This window comes from Spongorhabdus nitratireducens (assembly GCA_947387575.1).
Taxonomy (GTDB): Bacteria; Pseudomonadota; Gammaproteobacteria; order Pseudomonadales; family Endozoicomonadaceae; genus CANDOC01.
The window spans coordinates 180,555-196,686 of record CANDOC010000008.1 but is presented as its reverse complement, the minus strand read 5'-3'; the positions used below and the strand labels follow the sequence as shown (position 1 = coordinate 196,686).

Sequence of the window (16,132 nt, the reverse complement as noted above, 5' to 3'; positions counted from 1 at the left end):
TAATTGCCTAGGCAATTTCAATCAGATTGCCTTTGGCCTCCAGCCAGGACTTGCGATCACCGCTTCGCTTCTTTGCGAGCAGCATGTCCATATTTTCTTTGGTAGCTTCCAGGTCATCCAATGTCAGCTGAACCAGACGGCGGGTGTCAGGTGCCATGGTGGTTTCGCGGAGCTGCAGCGGGTTCATTTCACCCAGACCCTTGAAGCGCTGTACATTAACCTTGCCGCGTTTCTTCTCGGCCCGCAGGCGATCCAGAACACCTTCTTTCTCGGCATCATCCAGTGCGTAATAGACTTCCTTACCCAGATCGATACGGTACAGGGGAGGCATGGCGACATAGATATGTCCCTGTTCTACCAGCGGACGGAAGTGCTGGGTGAATAGTGCGCAGAGCAGGGTTGCGATATGGAGACCGTCAGAGTCAGCATCTGCCAGGATACAGATCTTGCCATAGCGAAGATCTTCCAGCTTATCTGAACCCGGGTCGACACCCAGCGCCACAGAAATATCATGAATCTCCTGTGAGCCCAGTACTTCAGCAGAATCTACTTCCCAGGTATTCAGAATCTTGCCACGCAGCGGCATGATGGCCTGGAATTCACGGTCACGTGCCTGCTTGGCAGAACCGCCCGCAGAGTCACCTTCTACCAGGAACAGTTCTGTGCGGGTTACATCCTGACTGGCGCAATCGGCCAGTTTGCCTGGAAGCGCCGGTCCTTGAGTAACCTTTTTACGGGCGACCTTCTTGGCTTTACGCATCCGGCTCTGGGCATGACTGATGCACATTTCAGCCAGCTGTTCAGCCAGATCAATATGCTGGTTCAACCAAAGGCTGAAGGCATCCTTAACAACACCGGCTACAAAAGCTGCGCATTCGCGGGAGGACAGACGTTCTTTGGTCTGGCCGGAAAACTGGGGATCCGCCATTTTGGCAGACAGCACATAACTGCAGCGTTCCCAGATATCATCCGGTGTCAGCTTTACACCGCGGGGCAGCAGATTGCGGAACTCACAAAATTCCCGCATAGCTTCCAATAGACCGGTTCGCAGACCGTTAACATGGGTACCGCCTTGTGCGGTAGGAATCAGGTTAACGTAGGATTCGGTAATCAGTTCACCGCCTTCCGGCAGCCAGATAACAGCCCAGTCTGCAGCTTCCTTTTCACCGGCCAACGCACCGGTAAATGGAATTTCAGGCAAGCGATCCCAATCAGCACAGGCGCCGAGCAGATAATCTTTCAGACCATCTTCATAGTGCCAGGTTACCGTTTCTTCGGTAGCGACATCCGTGAAGGTGACTTTAAGGTTCGGGCACAGTACTGCTTTGGCACGCAGCACATGCTTCAGGCGGGGGACAGAAAATTTGGCAGAGTCAAAATATTGACTGTCTGGCCAGAATCTTACACTTGTTCCGGTATTGCGTTTGCCACAGCTGTCGATCACTTCCAGTTCACGGGTTTTGTGACCATCGCCAAAGCCAATGCTGTACACCTGACCGCCGCGACGAATGGTGATATCCAGCTGAGTGGAAAGGGCGTTCACCACGGATACACCCACACCGTGCAGACCACCGGAGAACTGGTAGTTCTTGTTGGAGAACTTGCCGCCGGCGTGCAGCCGGGTCAGGATCAATTCAACCCCGGAAACTTTATGCTGTGGATGAATATCCACCGGCATGCCGCGGCCATCGTCCACGACTTCCAGTGAGTTATCCGGGTGCAGGGTGACCTTGATCTCTGTGGCATGACCGGCCAGAGCCTCGTCGACACTGTTGTCGATGACTTCCTGGGCCAGATGATTGGGGCGGGTGGTTTCCGTATACATGCCCGGGCGCTTGCGAACCGGGTCCAGGCCACTCAGTACCTCTATGGATTCGGCGGTATAGTCGTTACGCATGGAGTCCTTGCGTCTTGTAGGCTGATATCAGTGAGTACGCTTCCATGAAAGACGATTCAGGGGGCGCGCGTCAATGGAGAATTCGAATAACAGCGGAATTCTAACGACTTGAACCCGCTCTGACTATCTTACTGTCAGGTCGGCCTTTCAGCTTGTACCTTGGCTCATCCCCAGGCCAAAGAAGCTGATGACTTCAGGAATAATTTCTTTTGAGCCCTGGAAGCTGTGGTCGCCACCTTCCTGAATAATAAGGTGGCATTCTTTGTATTTAGCTTCAGCATTGCGGTAATCCAATACTTCGTCACCCGTCTGAAGCAGCACCATAATATCCTTTGGCTTGTTCAGTGTTTCTACTTCGAGTGGTCTGAGCTGTTCGGCATGTTCCTCTTTTAGCTCATATTGCTCTCCGGTGTGATAATTGGTCTGGGTACCAAGATAATCCCGTAACAACTCCCAGGGACGAACAGCGGGATTGATGATTGCCAGTCTGCCGGTGTTTTCAGCATTGATTTCCTGAAGCCAGTTCTGCAACCAGGTACCCATAAATCCTCCCATGGAGCTACCCACGATATGTATCGGGCGGGTCATGACCTCTGCCAGCAATCTAGCCTGCAACAGCTTTACCACCTCTTCGGCTTCAATCGGGAGTTCCGGTATCCAGTAATCAGCCAGCCCGGGATGACGGTCAAGCCACTGCTTGAACTGCTGCGCTTTGGTTGAAGCCGGTGAGCTGTTGAAACCGTGAAGGTACACAATCAGAGGTAGAGGTTTGGTCATGGGTCAGATTAGGCGTTGTTATCATCGTAGGTCACAGTGTCCTTGATGAGAACGGGCTTCACAATGGTAACTTCTGGGGAAAACACTTCTTTAGTGATCCACTGATATTGCTTTCACCAGTTGACTTTTCCCGGGATATATTTTTCCACCAGACTTTTATAGTGTTTTTGAAGGGCGGGATCGTGGGCAACTGAGGTATCAGACTTACTGTACAGATCATGCTGGTTCAACGTCAGTACTGCAGAGAAGAGTCGCCGGTCATCATTATTCATCAATGCCAGATATCTTGGTTCCCTGGCCTGAAGCAGCGGGTAACAGGAGTGAAAACGAATGGCGAATAAAGCTTCTTCCGGCAGGCTGGATTGGGCACGTAGCACCTGATAGAGATACTCATCATGCCCCCAGGTCATGATGACATTATCCAGTCCGATACCTTCGTGATAAATACCATAGTCAGATTGATAGGCTGCAACCTTGCTGTCCGGGTTATCTGCCAGAAACGGATACTGGACAATGGATTCTGAAAAACGAAGTCCGGTTGGGTAAGTGTCGCCAACCACAGCCCACTGAGGTTCCCCCCACAACAGCAATGCCTTGCCCATATCATGTAACAAGCCAGCGACAACCATCCATTCCGGATGACCTTTTTGATGAATACTCTCGGCAACCTGAAAGGCGTGCTCCATTTGAGACAGGCTGATATCCGGATCGCTTTCATCTTTTATCTTGTCCAGCTGTTCCATCATATCCCATGCAGCATATTGTCCCTGCTGCAAGCGACCATAGTTTTCTCTTTTGCTGCTGGCAAAGTCGTAAGTCTGGTGGCGATGATGCTCTGCGTAAAAACGGGTGACGTGTTCGGGAGCAGCGTCATAATCGCGGAAAGAGCGTTCCTTTTTATCCGCAAGTATTTCTGTTGCGCTGAAGGTATAAACCGGTGGAGCCAACATCAGGGCTGATGAAGCGGTAATTACAAAACGACGGCGGGACAGTACCACGAGGTATCTCCTGCGGGTTTGTATTGTAATTAAGGTAGCAGCATAGTTATTCGGTTAATCCGGCAGATTCAGCCGTTTGTCGAATAATGGAAAAACGCCTGCAGGCACAAGGGTGGGGGGTAGCTGGCCTGCAGACGTGTAAAAACTGTATTGGTTCTTCATTCCTGAGAAGAGGATCCACATCCCTGTGGCTGCACTGTGACCTTAATTCAAGGGTGAAGCGTTACCCGTGACAGAGCTAAGGTACGGGAGTTATTGTGCAGCCAACGCAGTCATCAACATACAGGCATATGTCGACGCTGTCTGACGGATATATGAAGTGTGTCGTTCGGACTGCTTACATCGGTGTTGATGGGGTTGTGATGACATACCGCAACACCGGGCAGGGACTCCCTGCTTAAGTTAGTGAAAAACGAGGCAGGACTTCAGCTCATCATCATATGCTGGGGCTCGGTGCGTGCCTTGCGGGATAACCAGAAACTGACCATATTGCCACCGACTCCGGCTATCACCGGAGTAAAGTGCAGGGTGCCCTCCAGCACAGTTGACCATAACAGCATGCAGCATATACCAGTGAGTGCGCCGGCCATAAAATCGATCGAACGAGCCGGGATATCAAAGAACACTGCGAGCAATGGAACCAGCACGACCGGAGCCCAGAAGTTGTAGGCGTATAAAAGAACATCCAGCATATTGGTTGAATACATTGAGAACCCGACAGAAGCCATACCGATAACCAGTGTGGCCAGTTTGGCCAGTCGCAATAGTTGGGACTCAGCCAGCCTGTCACCGTAAAGTGGTTTCACAATATCGTTTACAAATGACACGCTGGCAGCATTCAGGAAACCGGCTGCAGATGACATGATGACCGCGACCAGGGCACTGATAACAAATCCTGTCACGCCTATGGGCAGCACATTACGAACTAGCCAGGGTAGCGCCTGATCAGCAGCCATATCCGGGTTCAGTGCCAGAGCAACCAGACCGGATGCACCGATAATCAGGAAAAACGGAATGGAAAGCAGACCGCTGAGGACTGTAGCATCACGGGTTTTTCGTGCATCTGCTGCCATAAAAAGGCGCTGGGTATAGGGAGGAACCAGTGTTTCACCCAGCATAAAGGTGATAAACATGGCGACAAAGAAGCCAAGGTTTTCGGTACTCGGCAACAGATTCAGGCGTTCGGGCGGAACATGCAATGCAACATTTTCCAAACCACCTGCCTGAAAAACACCCAGAATAAAAACCAGAGGCAAACCGACAAGCAGTACCAGAAACTGCAGGATATCGGTATAAACGACGGCCCGCATACCTCCCAGGGTGCAGTAGATGATGATAATCAGAAAGCTGGCCAGAGTGCTTTCAATAACACCCACTTCAAAAAAAGCGCTGAAAATAGCGCCCAGAGATCCTACCTGGGCTCCCAGTATTCCACAGCACACCAGCACTGCGAAAATACCTGTCAATATCCGGGCGGTTTCACCATAACGGCGGGCCATAATGTCGCCAACCGAGATGCAATCACGAAACCGGTTCATACGGGGTGCAATCAAACTGCCGACCAGAATTTCTTTCAGGCTGAAACCCAGCAGTGCAACTGCAAACAGCATGCCGCCTTCATAGACCTTGGCGGCGTTTCCCAAAGTGTAACCACCGCCAATAAATGAAGCCGATAATGTAGCGAGAATGGAGAACGTTCCGAAGTTACGGTTGCCGACCGAGAACTGGTTAAGTGATCCGATACCACGACTTGTTATCAAGCCCAGTAGCAGGTTGGCGAGTAAAAAGACCGCTATGATCAGGACATCAATGCTGACCGACATAAAATTTGGTTCTGTTTGTGGTGAACACCAACCATTTTTTTTCTGGAAGTATTTTCCTGAAAGCAGTGTTCAGCAGGTAGTAAAAATATCAGTGTTATTCCTGTATAGAACAGCTTTCAATATGTTGCACAGAAAAGTCGGCTTTGTTGGAGATTGTGATAGAACTGTACAGATCTGGCATCTGCATAGAGACAGATTCCATGTACACTATAGGCACGTCGGTAATAAATTTGAGTGTGCGTGCCAAGGTGCAAATTGTTTGCTCCGGGTACCAGAGAAGTAAATGGACTGGAGGACTTATGGCTCCGAAAGAGAAACTGGATATTCAGGAGATGCGATCGAGTGCCGGCGAAGCAGTAAAGCTGCTGAAAGCACTGAGCAACGAGAACCGTCTGCTGATTTTGTGCCATCTTGGACAGCAGGAAATGTCGGTATCGGAACTCAATAATCAGCTGGATCTGAGCCAGTCAGCACTTTCCCAGCATCTTGCTGTACTGAGGAGAGATGGTCTGGTAGCCACCAGGCGTGAGTCTCAGGTTATCTACTACAAGCTTGCCAGCCGGGAAGCTTCAATGATCATCGAGCTGTTACACCGTGAGTTCTGCAGCCAGTGAATATCAGGTGCTTGTCGGGCACCTGGAATACCGGCAAGCTGAGTCGTGAGTACTGGGATTTGCATTGAGCGAATCCTGACGGGCAATAAATAAAAATGCTGTAAGACAAGACCCCTGATTTCAAAAGCATGGAGGCTTTATGAAACTGAAAGTTTTTGTCCCTTCCCTGATGCTGTTTGGTGCTATTACCGGCAGCAGTCTGCTCCAGGCTGATAGTAGCCCCACCCCCAAATCCATTCTGTTTGACTATGGCTCATTGAATGAAACGGTTCTCCAGAAGGGGGGCGGTGGCGGCGGTGGTCATGGTGGTGGCGCTGGTGGTGGCCGTGGCGGTCATGGCGGCGGAGGCAAGGCTGGTGGAGGAAAAGGCGGAGGTTACGGTGGTGGTCATGGGCAGGGTGGTGACAAGGCATCCCAGCGAGGAGGTAATCGCGGTAAAGGTGCGGGTTCACGAGGTGGCACTCGCGGAAGCAAGGCTGATAGCACAGACAAGGATACCAAAGCCGGTAACGGGCGTGGCAAACGAGGCTCTGACAGTGAAGCGACCCGTGGTGATGTGTCTGAGAGTTAATACAGGTCAGCAGGCCGTTTTATGATACGGAAGTGACCTGACCACAAGTTGTATGGGGTTGTGCTCAGGTTCTTCCGATACTCTTTTCCTAGCAATTTCCAGAGTTATTTCCAGAGCGAGTCAATGCTTCAACAGCGCTGTCACCGTTTCGTAGAGACTTTCTACTGATGTACCACGCACCGGTGAGATAAACATGGTGTCATCTCCGGCAACACAGCCAAGAATACCATCTGATTTGCCCAGGGAATCCATCAGGCGGGCGATGATCTGGGCGGCTCCCGGTGTGGTTTTTACGACCACCATATGGTCGTTATAGTCGATGCCGATCACCATGCTGGACAGTGAGGCATTGACGGACGGTACACTAAGTTCTGCTGGCAGGCAGTAAACGCTTTCCTTGCGCGCATTGCGAGTCCGCACGGCTCCCAGCTGGGTCAGGATCCGGGATACCTTGGATTGATTGATACTATCGAACCCCTGCTCCTTCAGAGCGTCAACTATTTCAGCCTGGGAGCTGAACTGTTGCTCCTGCAAAAGAACCTTGAATGCTTCAATCAGAGTAGGATCCTGTACACGCATTGGATTTGATTACCCGTTTTTCAAATGACAAATAAGACAACGGGCAGAATATGAATCCTGCCCGGAAGTCAGATTAAGACAATATAGTGTCAAGCGGCACTAAATGTTGCATTTATTACATGGCTGCGATGCTCAGTGCAGTGACAGAGATTGCACCCAGGATCAGCAGCATGGGCCACATGAAGCGGAACCACTGAATAATTGATACGCGGCCAATCGCCAGCGCAGCAACAACAACACCATATGTCGGGGTTACCAGATTCATCAGGCCTGCCGCAGTCTGATAGGCCGTAACGGCCAGCTCACGTCCAACTCCTGCAAAGTCAGCCAGCGGCGCAATAATTGGCATTGAAAATACCGCCAGGCCGGAGGTGGACGGGATAAAGATAGACAGAACCAGATGGATCAGGTACATCACATTGACGAACAGGACAGACGGTAATTCAGCCAGTGCACCTTCACCCCAACTCAGGATTGTACCGGTGATCAGGCCATTGTCCATAACCGTACCGATTCCGCGGGCAATACCCAGAACCAGCACGACACCCAGCAGATCCTTGGCACCTTCAACAAACTGGGTCACAAACTCTTCTTCATTCAGGCCACCGATGATGGCTGCCAGAATGGAAGCGGCAAGGAAAAGGATGGACATTTCATTCATCCACCACCCTTCAGAAGCCACACCCCAGATCATAATGCCAAAGGTAGCAGCAAACAGGCTCAGGATGATTTTGTGTTTGGTGGTAAATTCAAGGCTGTCCTGCTTGCCTTTCTTTTCCAGAAAGTGCTTTCTGTTCGCTTCGGCCTTGTCTGCGACCAGTGAAGTTTCCGGATTGTTGCGTACCCGCTTGGCGTAACGCATGACATAAATTACAGCCACGATATAGCTGAGCGCCAGAATAATAATACGCAGAGCCATACCCTGAGTGAATGAAATACCGGCTGCATCAGAAGCGATAACCGTCGCGAAAGGGTTGATAGTAGAACCCAGCACACCAACACCAGAGCCCAGCAAGACAATGGCAACACCGGTAAGTGCGTCATAACCGGCAGCGATCATGACGGGAATAACCAGCATATAAAAGGGAATGGTTTCTTCCGCCATGCCGTAAACAGTACCGCCCATGGCGAAGAATGCCATCAGGATCGGGATCATCATCTGCTCGCGACCTTTCATTACAGTCACTGAGCGGTCGATTCCGGCATCAATAGCACCGGTAGCGGTGATAACCATCAGGAAACCACCAATAATCAGAATGAACAAACCCAGATCGATAACGCTCTGAACACCGGTAACTGGAGCCAGCAAAATATCAATAAATCCCTGGGGATTTGCTTCTGCCGATGCGTAGGTTCCTGCAACGGCAACATCACGGCCAAGTGTTTCGTTAAATACGGTTTGATATTCACCTGCCGGAATAATCCAGGTCATGGCGGCCATAAAGGCAATAATGGTAAACAGGATGGTATAAGCTGAGGGCAGCTTAATCTCCTTGACTGAACTCATGTTCAACTCCCGGGTCTTTTTCCATTAGCCGTTCAAACATTTTTTCTGCAGCACAAATTAAATGTTTGCCGTTAAATGGTTTGCATCTTTAAGGGGGGCTGTTTACCTGGATGCTTGTTGTTTCATTCACACAATTAAACATGCAGGCATTAAGCCGTTCGAAAATGTGCGGCAAGTTTGTGAGATAAGGCTGTTGTTTTGCTTGATGTGCATCAAATTGTTGAGACTGCATACTTAATGCATAAATACTTAATAAGTGATCGAATTATTCGATATTTTGAATAATTAATGTGCGAATCAAATCGTTATTACCGTTTAATTACGCTTTAAAACCAAAAAAACGGGTTTTTGTTTCGGTTGTTGTCTTGATTTGAATCAATATTGACGGGAAGGTGCGGTGCTAATTTTCGATCCCGTAATTCAACGGGCGAAATAAAAAGCGCGGTTCAAAATTATTTGAATCTGTTAAATTTTTGTTTTGCCAGATTTTTTGATTTGATCCAGTTGAATATTGCCTTGTTATAGCTTGTTGTTAATTAAAGGCGCATTGTTGTTAATCGGTTGATACGCTGATTAATAGGTTTATACCGAAATTAAATGCGAAAGATTAATGACAATGTGACAAATACCGGAAAATGGTTCAGCAGGCATATCAGCGTATAAACAGGAATCAGGAAATGAACAAATTCTACGTCGGATCCGAAGTTGGCCAACTGCGTAAAGTATTGCTGCATCGTCCGGAACTGTCCCTGCGTCGTTTGACTCCTTCCAACTGTGAAGGCCTGCTGTTTGATGACGTACTGCGTATCGAACAGGCGGGTCAGGAACACGATGCATTCCAGCAAGTGCTGCGTGATCAGGGTGTAGAAGTTTTCCTGCTGCGTGATGTGCTGGCTGAAACTCTGGCCAACCCGGAAGCCAAAGCCTGGGTACTGGATCGTCAGGTAAACGAATTCCGTTACGGTCCTGCACTGGCTCGCGAAGTACGCTCCTACTTCGAAAGCATGAGCAACAAAGATCTGGCATCTCACCTGATCGGTGGTCTGACTGTAAATGAGCTGGGTTCTGAAATCGGCAGCCCGACACTGGGCATGATGGGTGAAACAGACTTCATCCTGGATCCGATCCCCAACCACCTGTTCACCCGCGACACTTCCTGCTGGGTATACGGCGGTGTATCTGTAAACCCGATGGCCAAGCCGGCTCGCAAGCGTGAAACCGTTCACATGCGTGCCATCTACAAGTTCCACCCGATGTTCAAGCAGGCTGACTTCCACACTTACTACGGTGACACCGATCGCAACTACGATCTGGGCACTATTGAAGGCGGCGACGTACTGGTCATCGGTAAGGGCGCAGTCCTGATCGGCATGTCCGAGCGTACCACTGCCCAAGGTGTTGAAAACCTGTCCCGTGCACTGTTCAAGACCGGTCAGGCCAAGAAAGTTATCGCGCTGGAGCTGCCAAAAGCTCGCAGCTGCATGCACCTCGACACTGTGTTCACTCACATGGATGTTGACTGCTTCACCTACTACCCGGACATCATGAAGGGTAACAACTGCTGGGAGCTGACTCCGGGCGACAACGAAGACATCGTCTTCTCCCAGGTTAAGGACGGTTTCACCAATTCCATCAAACGTGCACTGGATCTGGATTCCCTGCGCATGATCCCGACCGGTGGTGACGTCTTCGAAGCAGAACGCGAACAGTGGAACGATGCCAACAACGTACTGGCAGTGAAGCCGGGTACTGTTGTGACTTACGAGCGTAACGTCCACACCGTTGAAAACATGCAGAAGGCCGGTATCGAAGTACTGACCATTCCGGGTGAAGACCTGGGTCGTGGCCGCGGCGGTGCTCGCTGCATGAGCTGCCCGATGCTGCGTGACGATATCTGATAGATAGACAGAATTGACTCGGGGAATGTAGCATCACGCGACATTTCCTGAATGTAACCGAAAACAAACGACAGTCGGCTGTGGATAACTCGTCATGGCTGATTGTTAAAAAGCATTAATTCTCTTTCCTGTGAATAGCAGGAAAATTGGAAGATCAAGGAAACGAACATGGCTTTTAACCTGCGTAACCGTAGCTACCTGAAACTGCTCGACTTCACTTCCAAGGAAATCCAGTACCTGCTGGACCTGTCCCGCGACCTGAAGCGCGCCAAGTATGCCGGTACTGAACAGCCTCGCCTGCAGGGCAAGAACATCGCCCTGATTTTTGAAAAGGCTTCTACCCGTACCCGTTGTGCATTTGAAGTTGCTGCTTTCGACCAGGGCGCTCAGGTAACTTACATTTCCGGCGGCTCCCAGATGGGCAAGAAGGAAACTGTTAAAGACACCGCTCGTGTACTGGGTCGTATGTACGACGGTATCGAGTTCCGCGGTTCCAAGCAGCAGCACGTTGAAGAACTGGCTGAATTCTCCGGTGTTCCTGTATGGAACGGTCTGACTGATGAATGGCACCCGACTCAAATTCTGGCTGACATGCTGACCATGCTGGAACACGGCCGTGGCAAGCAGCTGCACGAAATGAAGTTCTGCTACCTGGGCGACGGCCGTAACAACATGGGTAACTCCCTGATGGTTGGTCTGGTGAAAATGGGCGTTGACTTCCGTATTGCTGCACCGAAGCAGTACCAGCCTGAAGCATGGCTGGTGGAAGAGTGCCAGAAGATCGCTGAAGAAACCGGCGCCAAGATCACTCTGACCGAAAACGTTGACGAAGCGGTTAAAGACTGTGACTTCCTGTACACCGACGTATGGGTATCCATGGGCGAGCCGGCTGAAGCATGGGATGAGCGTGTTGCCCTGATGAAGCCTTTCCAGGTTAACGCTGATGTGATGGCCAAGACCGGCAACCCGCACGCCAAGTTCATGCACTGCCTGCCTGCATTCCACAACGAAGACACCACTATCGGTGCTGAAGTTGCCGAGAAGTACGGCATGAACGGTCTGGAAGTTACTGAAGACGTATTTGAGTCTGAAGCTTCCATCGTCTTCGACGAAGCCGAAAACCGCATGCACACAATCAAAGCTGTAATGGTTGCTACCCTGGGCAGCTGATACCGCTGAAACCTTTTTAAGGTTGTGCGGTGAGGGAGGTCCTTTTCTTCCTTCCTCCTTCACCGCTTTTTCTTTGAGTTTTCATTTTTTCTGACCGATTTTTACCGATTTTTATTGATCTCGGACAGGGTGTCTTGCGCCTTTTAAAAGGATACTTGCACTCGAATACTCGACAAAAATCGAGTTATTAGAAGGTTGTCGTTCAGAAATACATCATCGAGACAGAAACAATGCGCGTAGTAATTGCTCTTGGCGGTAACGCTATTCTTCAGCGGGGACAGGCTCAGGAAGCTCACATCCAGCGTGAAAACATCCGCACTGCAGCCAAATCCATCGCTCGTATCGCTCGTGATCATCAGGTTATCCTGACTCACGGTAACGGTCCTCAGGTGGGTATGCTGGCGCTGATGAATGAAGCATACGACGCTGTGGGCAATTACCCGCTGGACGCACTGGGTGCACAGACTCAGGGTATGATCGGTTTCATGTTTGAACAGGAGCTGCGCAACGAGCTGGAAGGTCATGAGATCTGCACCGTTTCCACCCAGACTATCGTTGATACCGCAGATCCTGCGTTCCAGGATCCTGACAAGTATGTTGGCCCGGTTTACACCAAGGAACAGGCTGATGAGCAGCTGAAGCTGAACCCGGACTGGACCATGAAAGCTGACGGCGAATACTACCGTCGTGTTGTTCCTTCCCCGATGCCGGCTGAAGTGCTGGAAATGAAATCCCTGAAGCAGCTGGCTGCTTCCGGTGAAATCACCATGATCTGTGGTGGTGGCGGCGGTGTGCCGGTTACCCGTGATGCTGAAGGCAAACTGGTTCCGGTTGAAGCGGTTGTCGATAAAGATCGGGCTTCTGTAGTACTGGCTGAAGGCCTGGAAGCTGACGCTCTGCTGATCCTGACTGATGTTCCTGCGGTTGCAACCAACTTCGGTCAGCCAGACTCAAAGAACATTCACAGTGCGACTCCGGACGTTATGGACAGCTTCGGCTTCGCTGCCGGCTCCATGGGCCCGAAAGTAGAAGCTTGCTGCAACTTCGTTCGCAAGGGTGGCAAGATGGCCGCTATCGGTTCTCTGGATCAGGCTGCTGAAATCCTGACTGGCGACTCCGGCACTGTAGTTCGTGCTGACGTTCGCGACGGTGTTCGTTACTACGACTAAACAATGATAGGGCTGGTTCACTTGTTGATTCAGCCTGATTATTGGAGAAAAACCGGCTCTGATGAAAATCAGTGCCGGTTTTTTTGTGGGAATATTTTTTTACTTACTTCATGTTTCATTAACAGCAGACTGATAACACCGGCCAGACTGTTACCAACAAATATCCCGTTTAGCGCACCCTGATAACCATTTAGAATTCCCAGAGCCCAGCTGAATCCAACAACCAGAAAAAAATGCCAGACGAATGAGAAAATCAGTGCTTTTACGGGAGCATCGAAGGAAATAATAATGCAGATAGAAAGATAACATAGACCCTGCCCAATATAGCCAAACGGGACAATAGAAAGAAAATCGGTTGTTATTCGTTGTATTTCAGGTTTTGGACTAAAGCTTTGACTGATTTCAGTAGAAAACAAAACAATACATAAACAGATAAAAATTTGGGCAATAAAAATAAATATTACCGCATTGAAAATCGATCGTTTGATGTGTTCGTACTGTTTTCTTTTGAGGTTGTAACTCAAGTAAGGTGCAAAAATCTTTCGAAGTGAAAAACAGCAGATAAACGCAATTAACTCCAACCGGGCTCCTATGCCATAGCCTGCAACAATATTGCTGCCAAATAACAGCATCTGATGGGCAATCACTGCAGCAGACAGCGGTTCAAGCAAAATTGAAATACTGGCAGGCAGAGCGACAGGCAGAAACAGCTTTGCAGCATGTTTATAGTATTTTAGCTTGAAAGAAGGGCGGGTCAGTAGGCCGAAATTATTCAGTGTAGCTACAGCTACAAAGAGCATGAAGGTTGAATTGCTCAGTACAGATAATGCTGCTCCCCTGATACCAAACTGTGTGATAAAAAACGGCAGCATCAGGGTATAAATAGCGGTGTTTATAATATTTAGCAGACTGGCAACCCAAACCATACCTGCAGCACGCAAAATGGTTGTTGTGATGAAAAGTGGAGCAGAAACAAAAAGAGCTGGCAGCCAGATATTCAGGTATTCAAGCACTGACTGATGAATATCTTCCGGTACCTGCAAGAGACTGTACAGATAGGGAAATACAGCCATCAGTCCCAGGCCAAGTACACCACCTGCCAGAGCAGAAGTTAAAAGCAGGCCATAGGTTGCATATTTTCTGGCTGACCGGACGCTGCCCCTGCTCCAGGCGCCGGAAATTTTCAGTACAACGGCATTGCTCATCCCGAACTGGAAAGATTGAACACAGAAGCAGAACGGGAAAATAATGCCTAATGCAGCCAGTTCAGGGCTGTCTATCTTGCTGATAAACCAGGCGTCGATACTGTAGGTCAGTACCACGAAGGAGAATTCGATGGCTCCCGGTGCAGAAAGCCTGACTATAGCTGGTATGGATAATCGCCGGTTATATTTGCGCGCTACGGTTGCATCAGCGTAAGACGAGTCAGCCGGGTGAAAAATATTCATAGGGAGCAGTTTTTCAAGACCGGATAGCGAGGCATCAAAAGGGTTAAGAATATGCCTCGTGTAGCAAAACTGCTTTTATATTTGCCTCATAGCGCGCTCAAGCTTGATGGCTGTAACGACTTAGTACTTTCTTGATTCCTGCGATTCCGGTTTTGATTTGCTCTGGTGTGCTGTTGGCAAAACCAAGTACCAGTCCCTGCTTCTTGTCTGTTCCAACAAAATAGCTGCTTAACTGCGAGCTCAGAATCCGGTTTTTTTGCAGCTCATCAAATATTTTTTTCTCAGGCAGCCATGCAGCAAACTCTAGAACGATATGCATACCCGCGCCGCCAGAGCAGACTGAACACCAGGGCTTCAGACTTTCGCATGCCGCCAGGATAGTTGTCATTTTTTCACTGTAACTCAGTCGCATACGCTTCAAATGACGGGAAAAGTGTCCTTCTTGCATAAAACTGGCAGTGACAGCTTGAGAGTGAAGAGGTGTTTCACCGGAATGCTCTGATTTGGCTTTGATAAAGGTATCGACCAGGCTTTCTGGTAAAACCAGATAGCCTAGGCGCAACGAGGGGAACAGTACCTTGCTGAAGGAGCCGATATAAATCACCTGTTGGTGCCGGGCTAATCCCTGCAGGCTGGCCAGCGGCCGATGAGCATAGTGATACTCACTGTCATAGTCGTCTTCCACAACCCAGCACTGCTTTTTCTGAGCCCAGTCCAGCAACTGCATTCTTCTTTCAAGTGAAAGCACTGACCCCAGCGGATATTGGTTCGCCGGAGTCACATAAACCAGTTTTGGTGATTGAGACATCTGCTGCAGTACATCAATTTGCATTCCGTGCTGGTCTACAGGGCAGGGATGAATACGGGCATCAGCTGCCTGCAGTGCCTTGCGTGCACCCATGTATCCAGGGTCTTCTATAACCGCATCATCGCCGGGATTGAGCAAAACCCGGGCACATAAATCCAGTGCCTGCTGTGCACCGGTAGTAATGACAATCTGGTTTACTTCGCATTTAACCGCACGGGATGTTCGCAAATAATCAGCCACGGCCTCCCGCAGAGGAAGGTAACCGGTGATATCACTGAACCCCATTAAATGCTGAAAACCAGCTGCAGGTGTTTGCTGGGCAAGCCGGTTCCATACCTTTGCCGGAAAGGCGTTCAGATCAGGCATTCCGACGCAAAAACACTGGTTACCCTGATGGCTGCTGATGCTTTGTTGCTGTAGCTGGCTGGCATAGTCTGAAAGATGGCCTGAAAGCTGAAGAGCTGGTTCGGCTGTTTTCTTGGACTTGCATGCTGCTGGAGCCAGATGCCAGTTTTCAGGCAGTTCGGCGGCTACAAACATTCCGGAACCTGGCTGGGACTGGAGATAACCTTCAGCAGTTAGCTGGTCATAAGCGGCCAGTACAGTATTGCGGCCAATACCCAGCTGCTTTGCAAGGGTTCGACTCGAAGGCAGGCGAAGCCCTCCCCGCATTTGACCATCGAGAATACGTTGCCTGAAGGTTTCATAGAGCTGCTGGAACAGCGGCACCTGTTGATCAGGTTGCAGGGTTATATCCCGGATTTCAGCCAGTGGCATTCTTTTTGGGTTCAAACTGGTTCCATTATTTTTTAAAAACCGGTTCTCTTCAGAGTACCAGATTCAACCTAACCTTCCATGCACACCATGCACACA

At 49.8% G+C, this 16,132-nt stretch carries 13 protein-coding genes; 5 read left to right on the top strand and 8 right to left on the bottom strand.

The genetic code is table 11. From position 1 onward, the window contains the following. Nucleotides 1-7: 7 nt before the first annotated feature. From parE to ACYZZ0_RS15690, 4 genes are all read right to left on the bottom strand, one after another. A complete protein-coding gene (gene parE / locus ACYZZ0_RS15705) occupies nt 8-1,897 on the bottom strand; it encodes a DNA topoisomerase IV subunit B (RefSeq protein WP_461537592.1) in 1,890 nt (629 codons plus the stop codon). A gap of 147 nt (nt 1,898-2,044) precedes the next feature. Continuing rightward, entirely contained in the window at nt 2,045-2,674 is a 630-nt protein-coding gene (locus tag ACYZZ0_RS15700) for a YqiA/YcfP family alpha/beta fold hydrolase (protein ID WP_461537591.1), read from the bottom strand. 113 nt (nt 2,675-2,787) lie between these two features. Then, entirely contained in the window at nt 2,788-3,672 is an 885-nt protein-coding gene (locus ACYZZ0_RS15695; RefSeq protein WP_461537590.1) for an inositol oxygenase family protein, read from the bottom strand. A gap of 425 nt (nt 3,673-4,097) precedes the next feature. Next, complete coding sequence (locus ACYZZ0_RS15690) at nt 4,098-5,495, bottom strand: sodium:solute symporter family protein (RefSeq protein WP_461537589.1); 1,398 nt, start codon at nt 5,493-5,495, stop codon at nt 4,098-4,100. Between the two features lie 299 nt (nt 5,496-5,794). Between ACYZZ0_RS15690 and ACYZZ0_RS15685 the strand changes: the two genes are divergently transcribed. Together ACYZZ0_RS15685 and ACYZZ0_RS15680 are read left to right on the top strand one after the other, a co-directional pair. Next, nucleotides 5,795-6,109 (top strand): ArsR/SmtB family transcription factor, encoded by a 315-nt coding sequence (locus tag ACYZZ0_RS15685; RefSeq protein WP_461537588.1) that lies wholly within the window; start codon nt 5,795-5,797, stop codon nt 6,107-6,109. Between the two features lie 139 nt (nt 6,110-6,248). Next, entirely contained in the window at nt 6,249-6,680 is a 432-nt protein-coding gene (locus ACYZZ0_RS15680; protein ID WP_461537587.1) for a hypothetical protein, read from the top strand. A 120-nt stretch (nt 6,681-6,800) separates the two neighbouring features. Here ACYZZ0_RS15680 and argR read toward each other — a convergent pair whose 3' ends face one another. Both argR and ACYZZ0_RS15670 read right to left on the bottom strand, forming a co-directional pair. Beyond that, a complete protein-coding gene (argR, locus tag ACYZZ0_RS15675; protein WP_461537586.1) occupies nt 6,801-7,259 on the bottom strand; it encodes a transcriptional regulator ArgR in 459 nt (152 codons plus the stop codon). Between the two features lie 115 nt (nt 7,260-7,374). After that, complete coding sequence (locus ACYZZ0_RS15670) at nt 7,375-8,766, bottom strand: YfcC family protein (protein ID WP_461537585.1); 1,392 nt, start codon at nt 8,764-8,766, stop codon at nt 7,375-7,377. A 677-nt stretch (nt 8,767-9,443) separates the two neighbouring features. On the opposite strand from ACYZZ0_RS15670, the gene arcA reads away from it, so the two are divergent. The 3 genes from arcA (at nt 9,444) to arcC (ending at nt 13,003) form a co-directional block, all read left to right on the top strand. Further along, nucleotides 9,444-10,664 (top strand): arginine deiminase, encoded by a 1,221-nt coding sequence (arcA, locus tag ACYZZ0_RS15665; RefSeq protein ID WP_461537584.1) that lies wholly within the window; start codon nt 9,444-9,446, stop codon nt 10,662-10,664. A 168-nt stretch (nt 10,665-10,832) separates the two neighbouring features. After that, the gene (argF, locus tag ACYZZ0_RS15660; protein WP_461537583.1) at nt 10,833-11,834 is read left to right on the top strand and encodes an ornithine carbamoyltransferase; all 1,002 of its coding nucleotides are present in this window, start codon (nt 10,833-10,835) and stop codon (nt 11,832-11,834) included. A 230-nt stretch (nt 11,835-12,064) separates the two neighbouring features. Then, nucleotides 12,065-13,003, top strand: a complete 939-nt coding sequence (gene arcC / locus ACYZZ0_RS15655; RefSeq protein ID WP_461537582.1) for a carbamate kinase — start codon at nt 12,065-12,067, stop codon at nt 13,001-13,003. A gap of 68 nt (nt 13,004-13,071) precedes the next feature. On the opposite strand, the gene ACYZZ0_RS15650 is transcribed toward arcC, so the two are convergent. Both ACYZZ0_RS15650 and pdxR read right to left on the bottom strand, forming a co-directional pair. Then, a complete protein-coding gene (locus tag ACYZZ0_RS15650) occupies nt 13,072-14,451 on the bottom strand; it encodes an MATE family efflux transporter (protein WP_461537581.1) in 1,380 nt (459 codons plus the stop codon). A 97-nt stretch (nt 14,452-14,548) separates the two neighbouring features. Beyond that, nucleotides 14,549-16,051 carry a MocR-like pyridoxine biosynthesis transcription factor PdxR gene (gene pdxR, locus ACYZZ0_RS15645; protein WP_461537580.1) on the bottom strand — a complete coding sequence of 501 codons (1,503 nt, stop codon included), beginning with the start codon at nt 16,049-16,051 and terminating at the stop codon, nt 14,549-14,551. Nucleotides 16,052-16,132 lie beyond the last annotated feature (81 nt).

What these genes read in the sequence shown, in the direction of transcription:
- ACYZZ0_RS15670 (WP_461537585.1), bottom strand. Translation starts at nt 8,766, where the DNA reads ATGAGTTCAGTCAAGGAGATTAAGCTGCCCTCAGCTTATACCATCCTG.
- arcC (WP_461537582.1), top strand. Translation starts at nt 12,065, where the DNA reads ATGCGCGTAGTAATTGCTCTTGGCGGTAACGCTATTCTTCAGCGGGGA.
- argR (WP_461537586.1), bottom strand. Translation starts at nt 7,259, where the DNA reads ATGCGTGTACAGGATCCTACTCTGATTGAAGCATTCAAGGTTCTTTTG.
- ACYZZ0_RS15650 (WP_461537581.1), bottom strand. Translation starts at nt 14,451, where the DNA reads ATGAATATTTTTCACCCGGCTGACTCGTCTTACGCTGATGCAACCGTA.
- ACYZZ0_RS15685 (WP_461537588.1), top strand. Translation starts at nt 5,795, where the DNA reads ATGGCTCCGAAAGAGAAACTGGATATTCAGGAGATGCGATCGAGTGCC.
- argF (WP_461537583.1), top strand. Translation starts at nt 10,833, where the DNA reads ATGGCTTTTAACCTGCGTAACCGTAGCTACCTGAAACTGCTCGACTTC.
- ACYZZ0_RS15690 (WP_461537589.1), bottom strand. Translation starts at nt 5,495, where the DNA reads ATGTCGGTCAGCATTGATGTCCTGATCATAGCGGTCTTTTTACTCGCC.
- arcA (WP_461537584.1), top strand. Translation starts at nt 9,444, where the DNA reads ATGAACAAATTCTACGTCGGATCCGAAGTTGGCCAACTGCGTAAAGTA.
- parE (WP_461537592.1), bottom strand. Translation starts at nt 1,897, where the DNA reads ATGCGTAACGACTATACCGCCGAATCCATAGAGGTACTGAGTGGCCTG.
- ACYZZ0_RS15680 (WP_461537587.1), top strand. Translation starts at nt 6,249, where the DNA reads ATGAAACTGAAAGTTTTTGTCCCTTCCCTGATGCTGTTTGGTGCTATT.
- ACYZZ0_RS15700 (WP_461537591.1), bottom strand. Translation starts at nt 2,674, where the DNA reads ATGACCAAACCTCTACCTCTGATTGTGTACCTTCACGGTTTCAACAGC.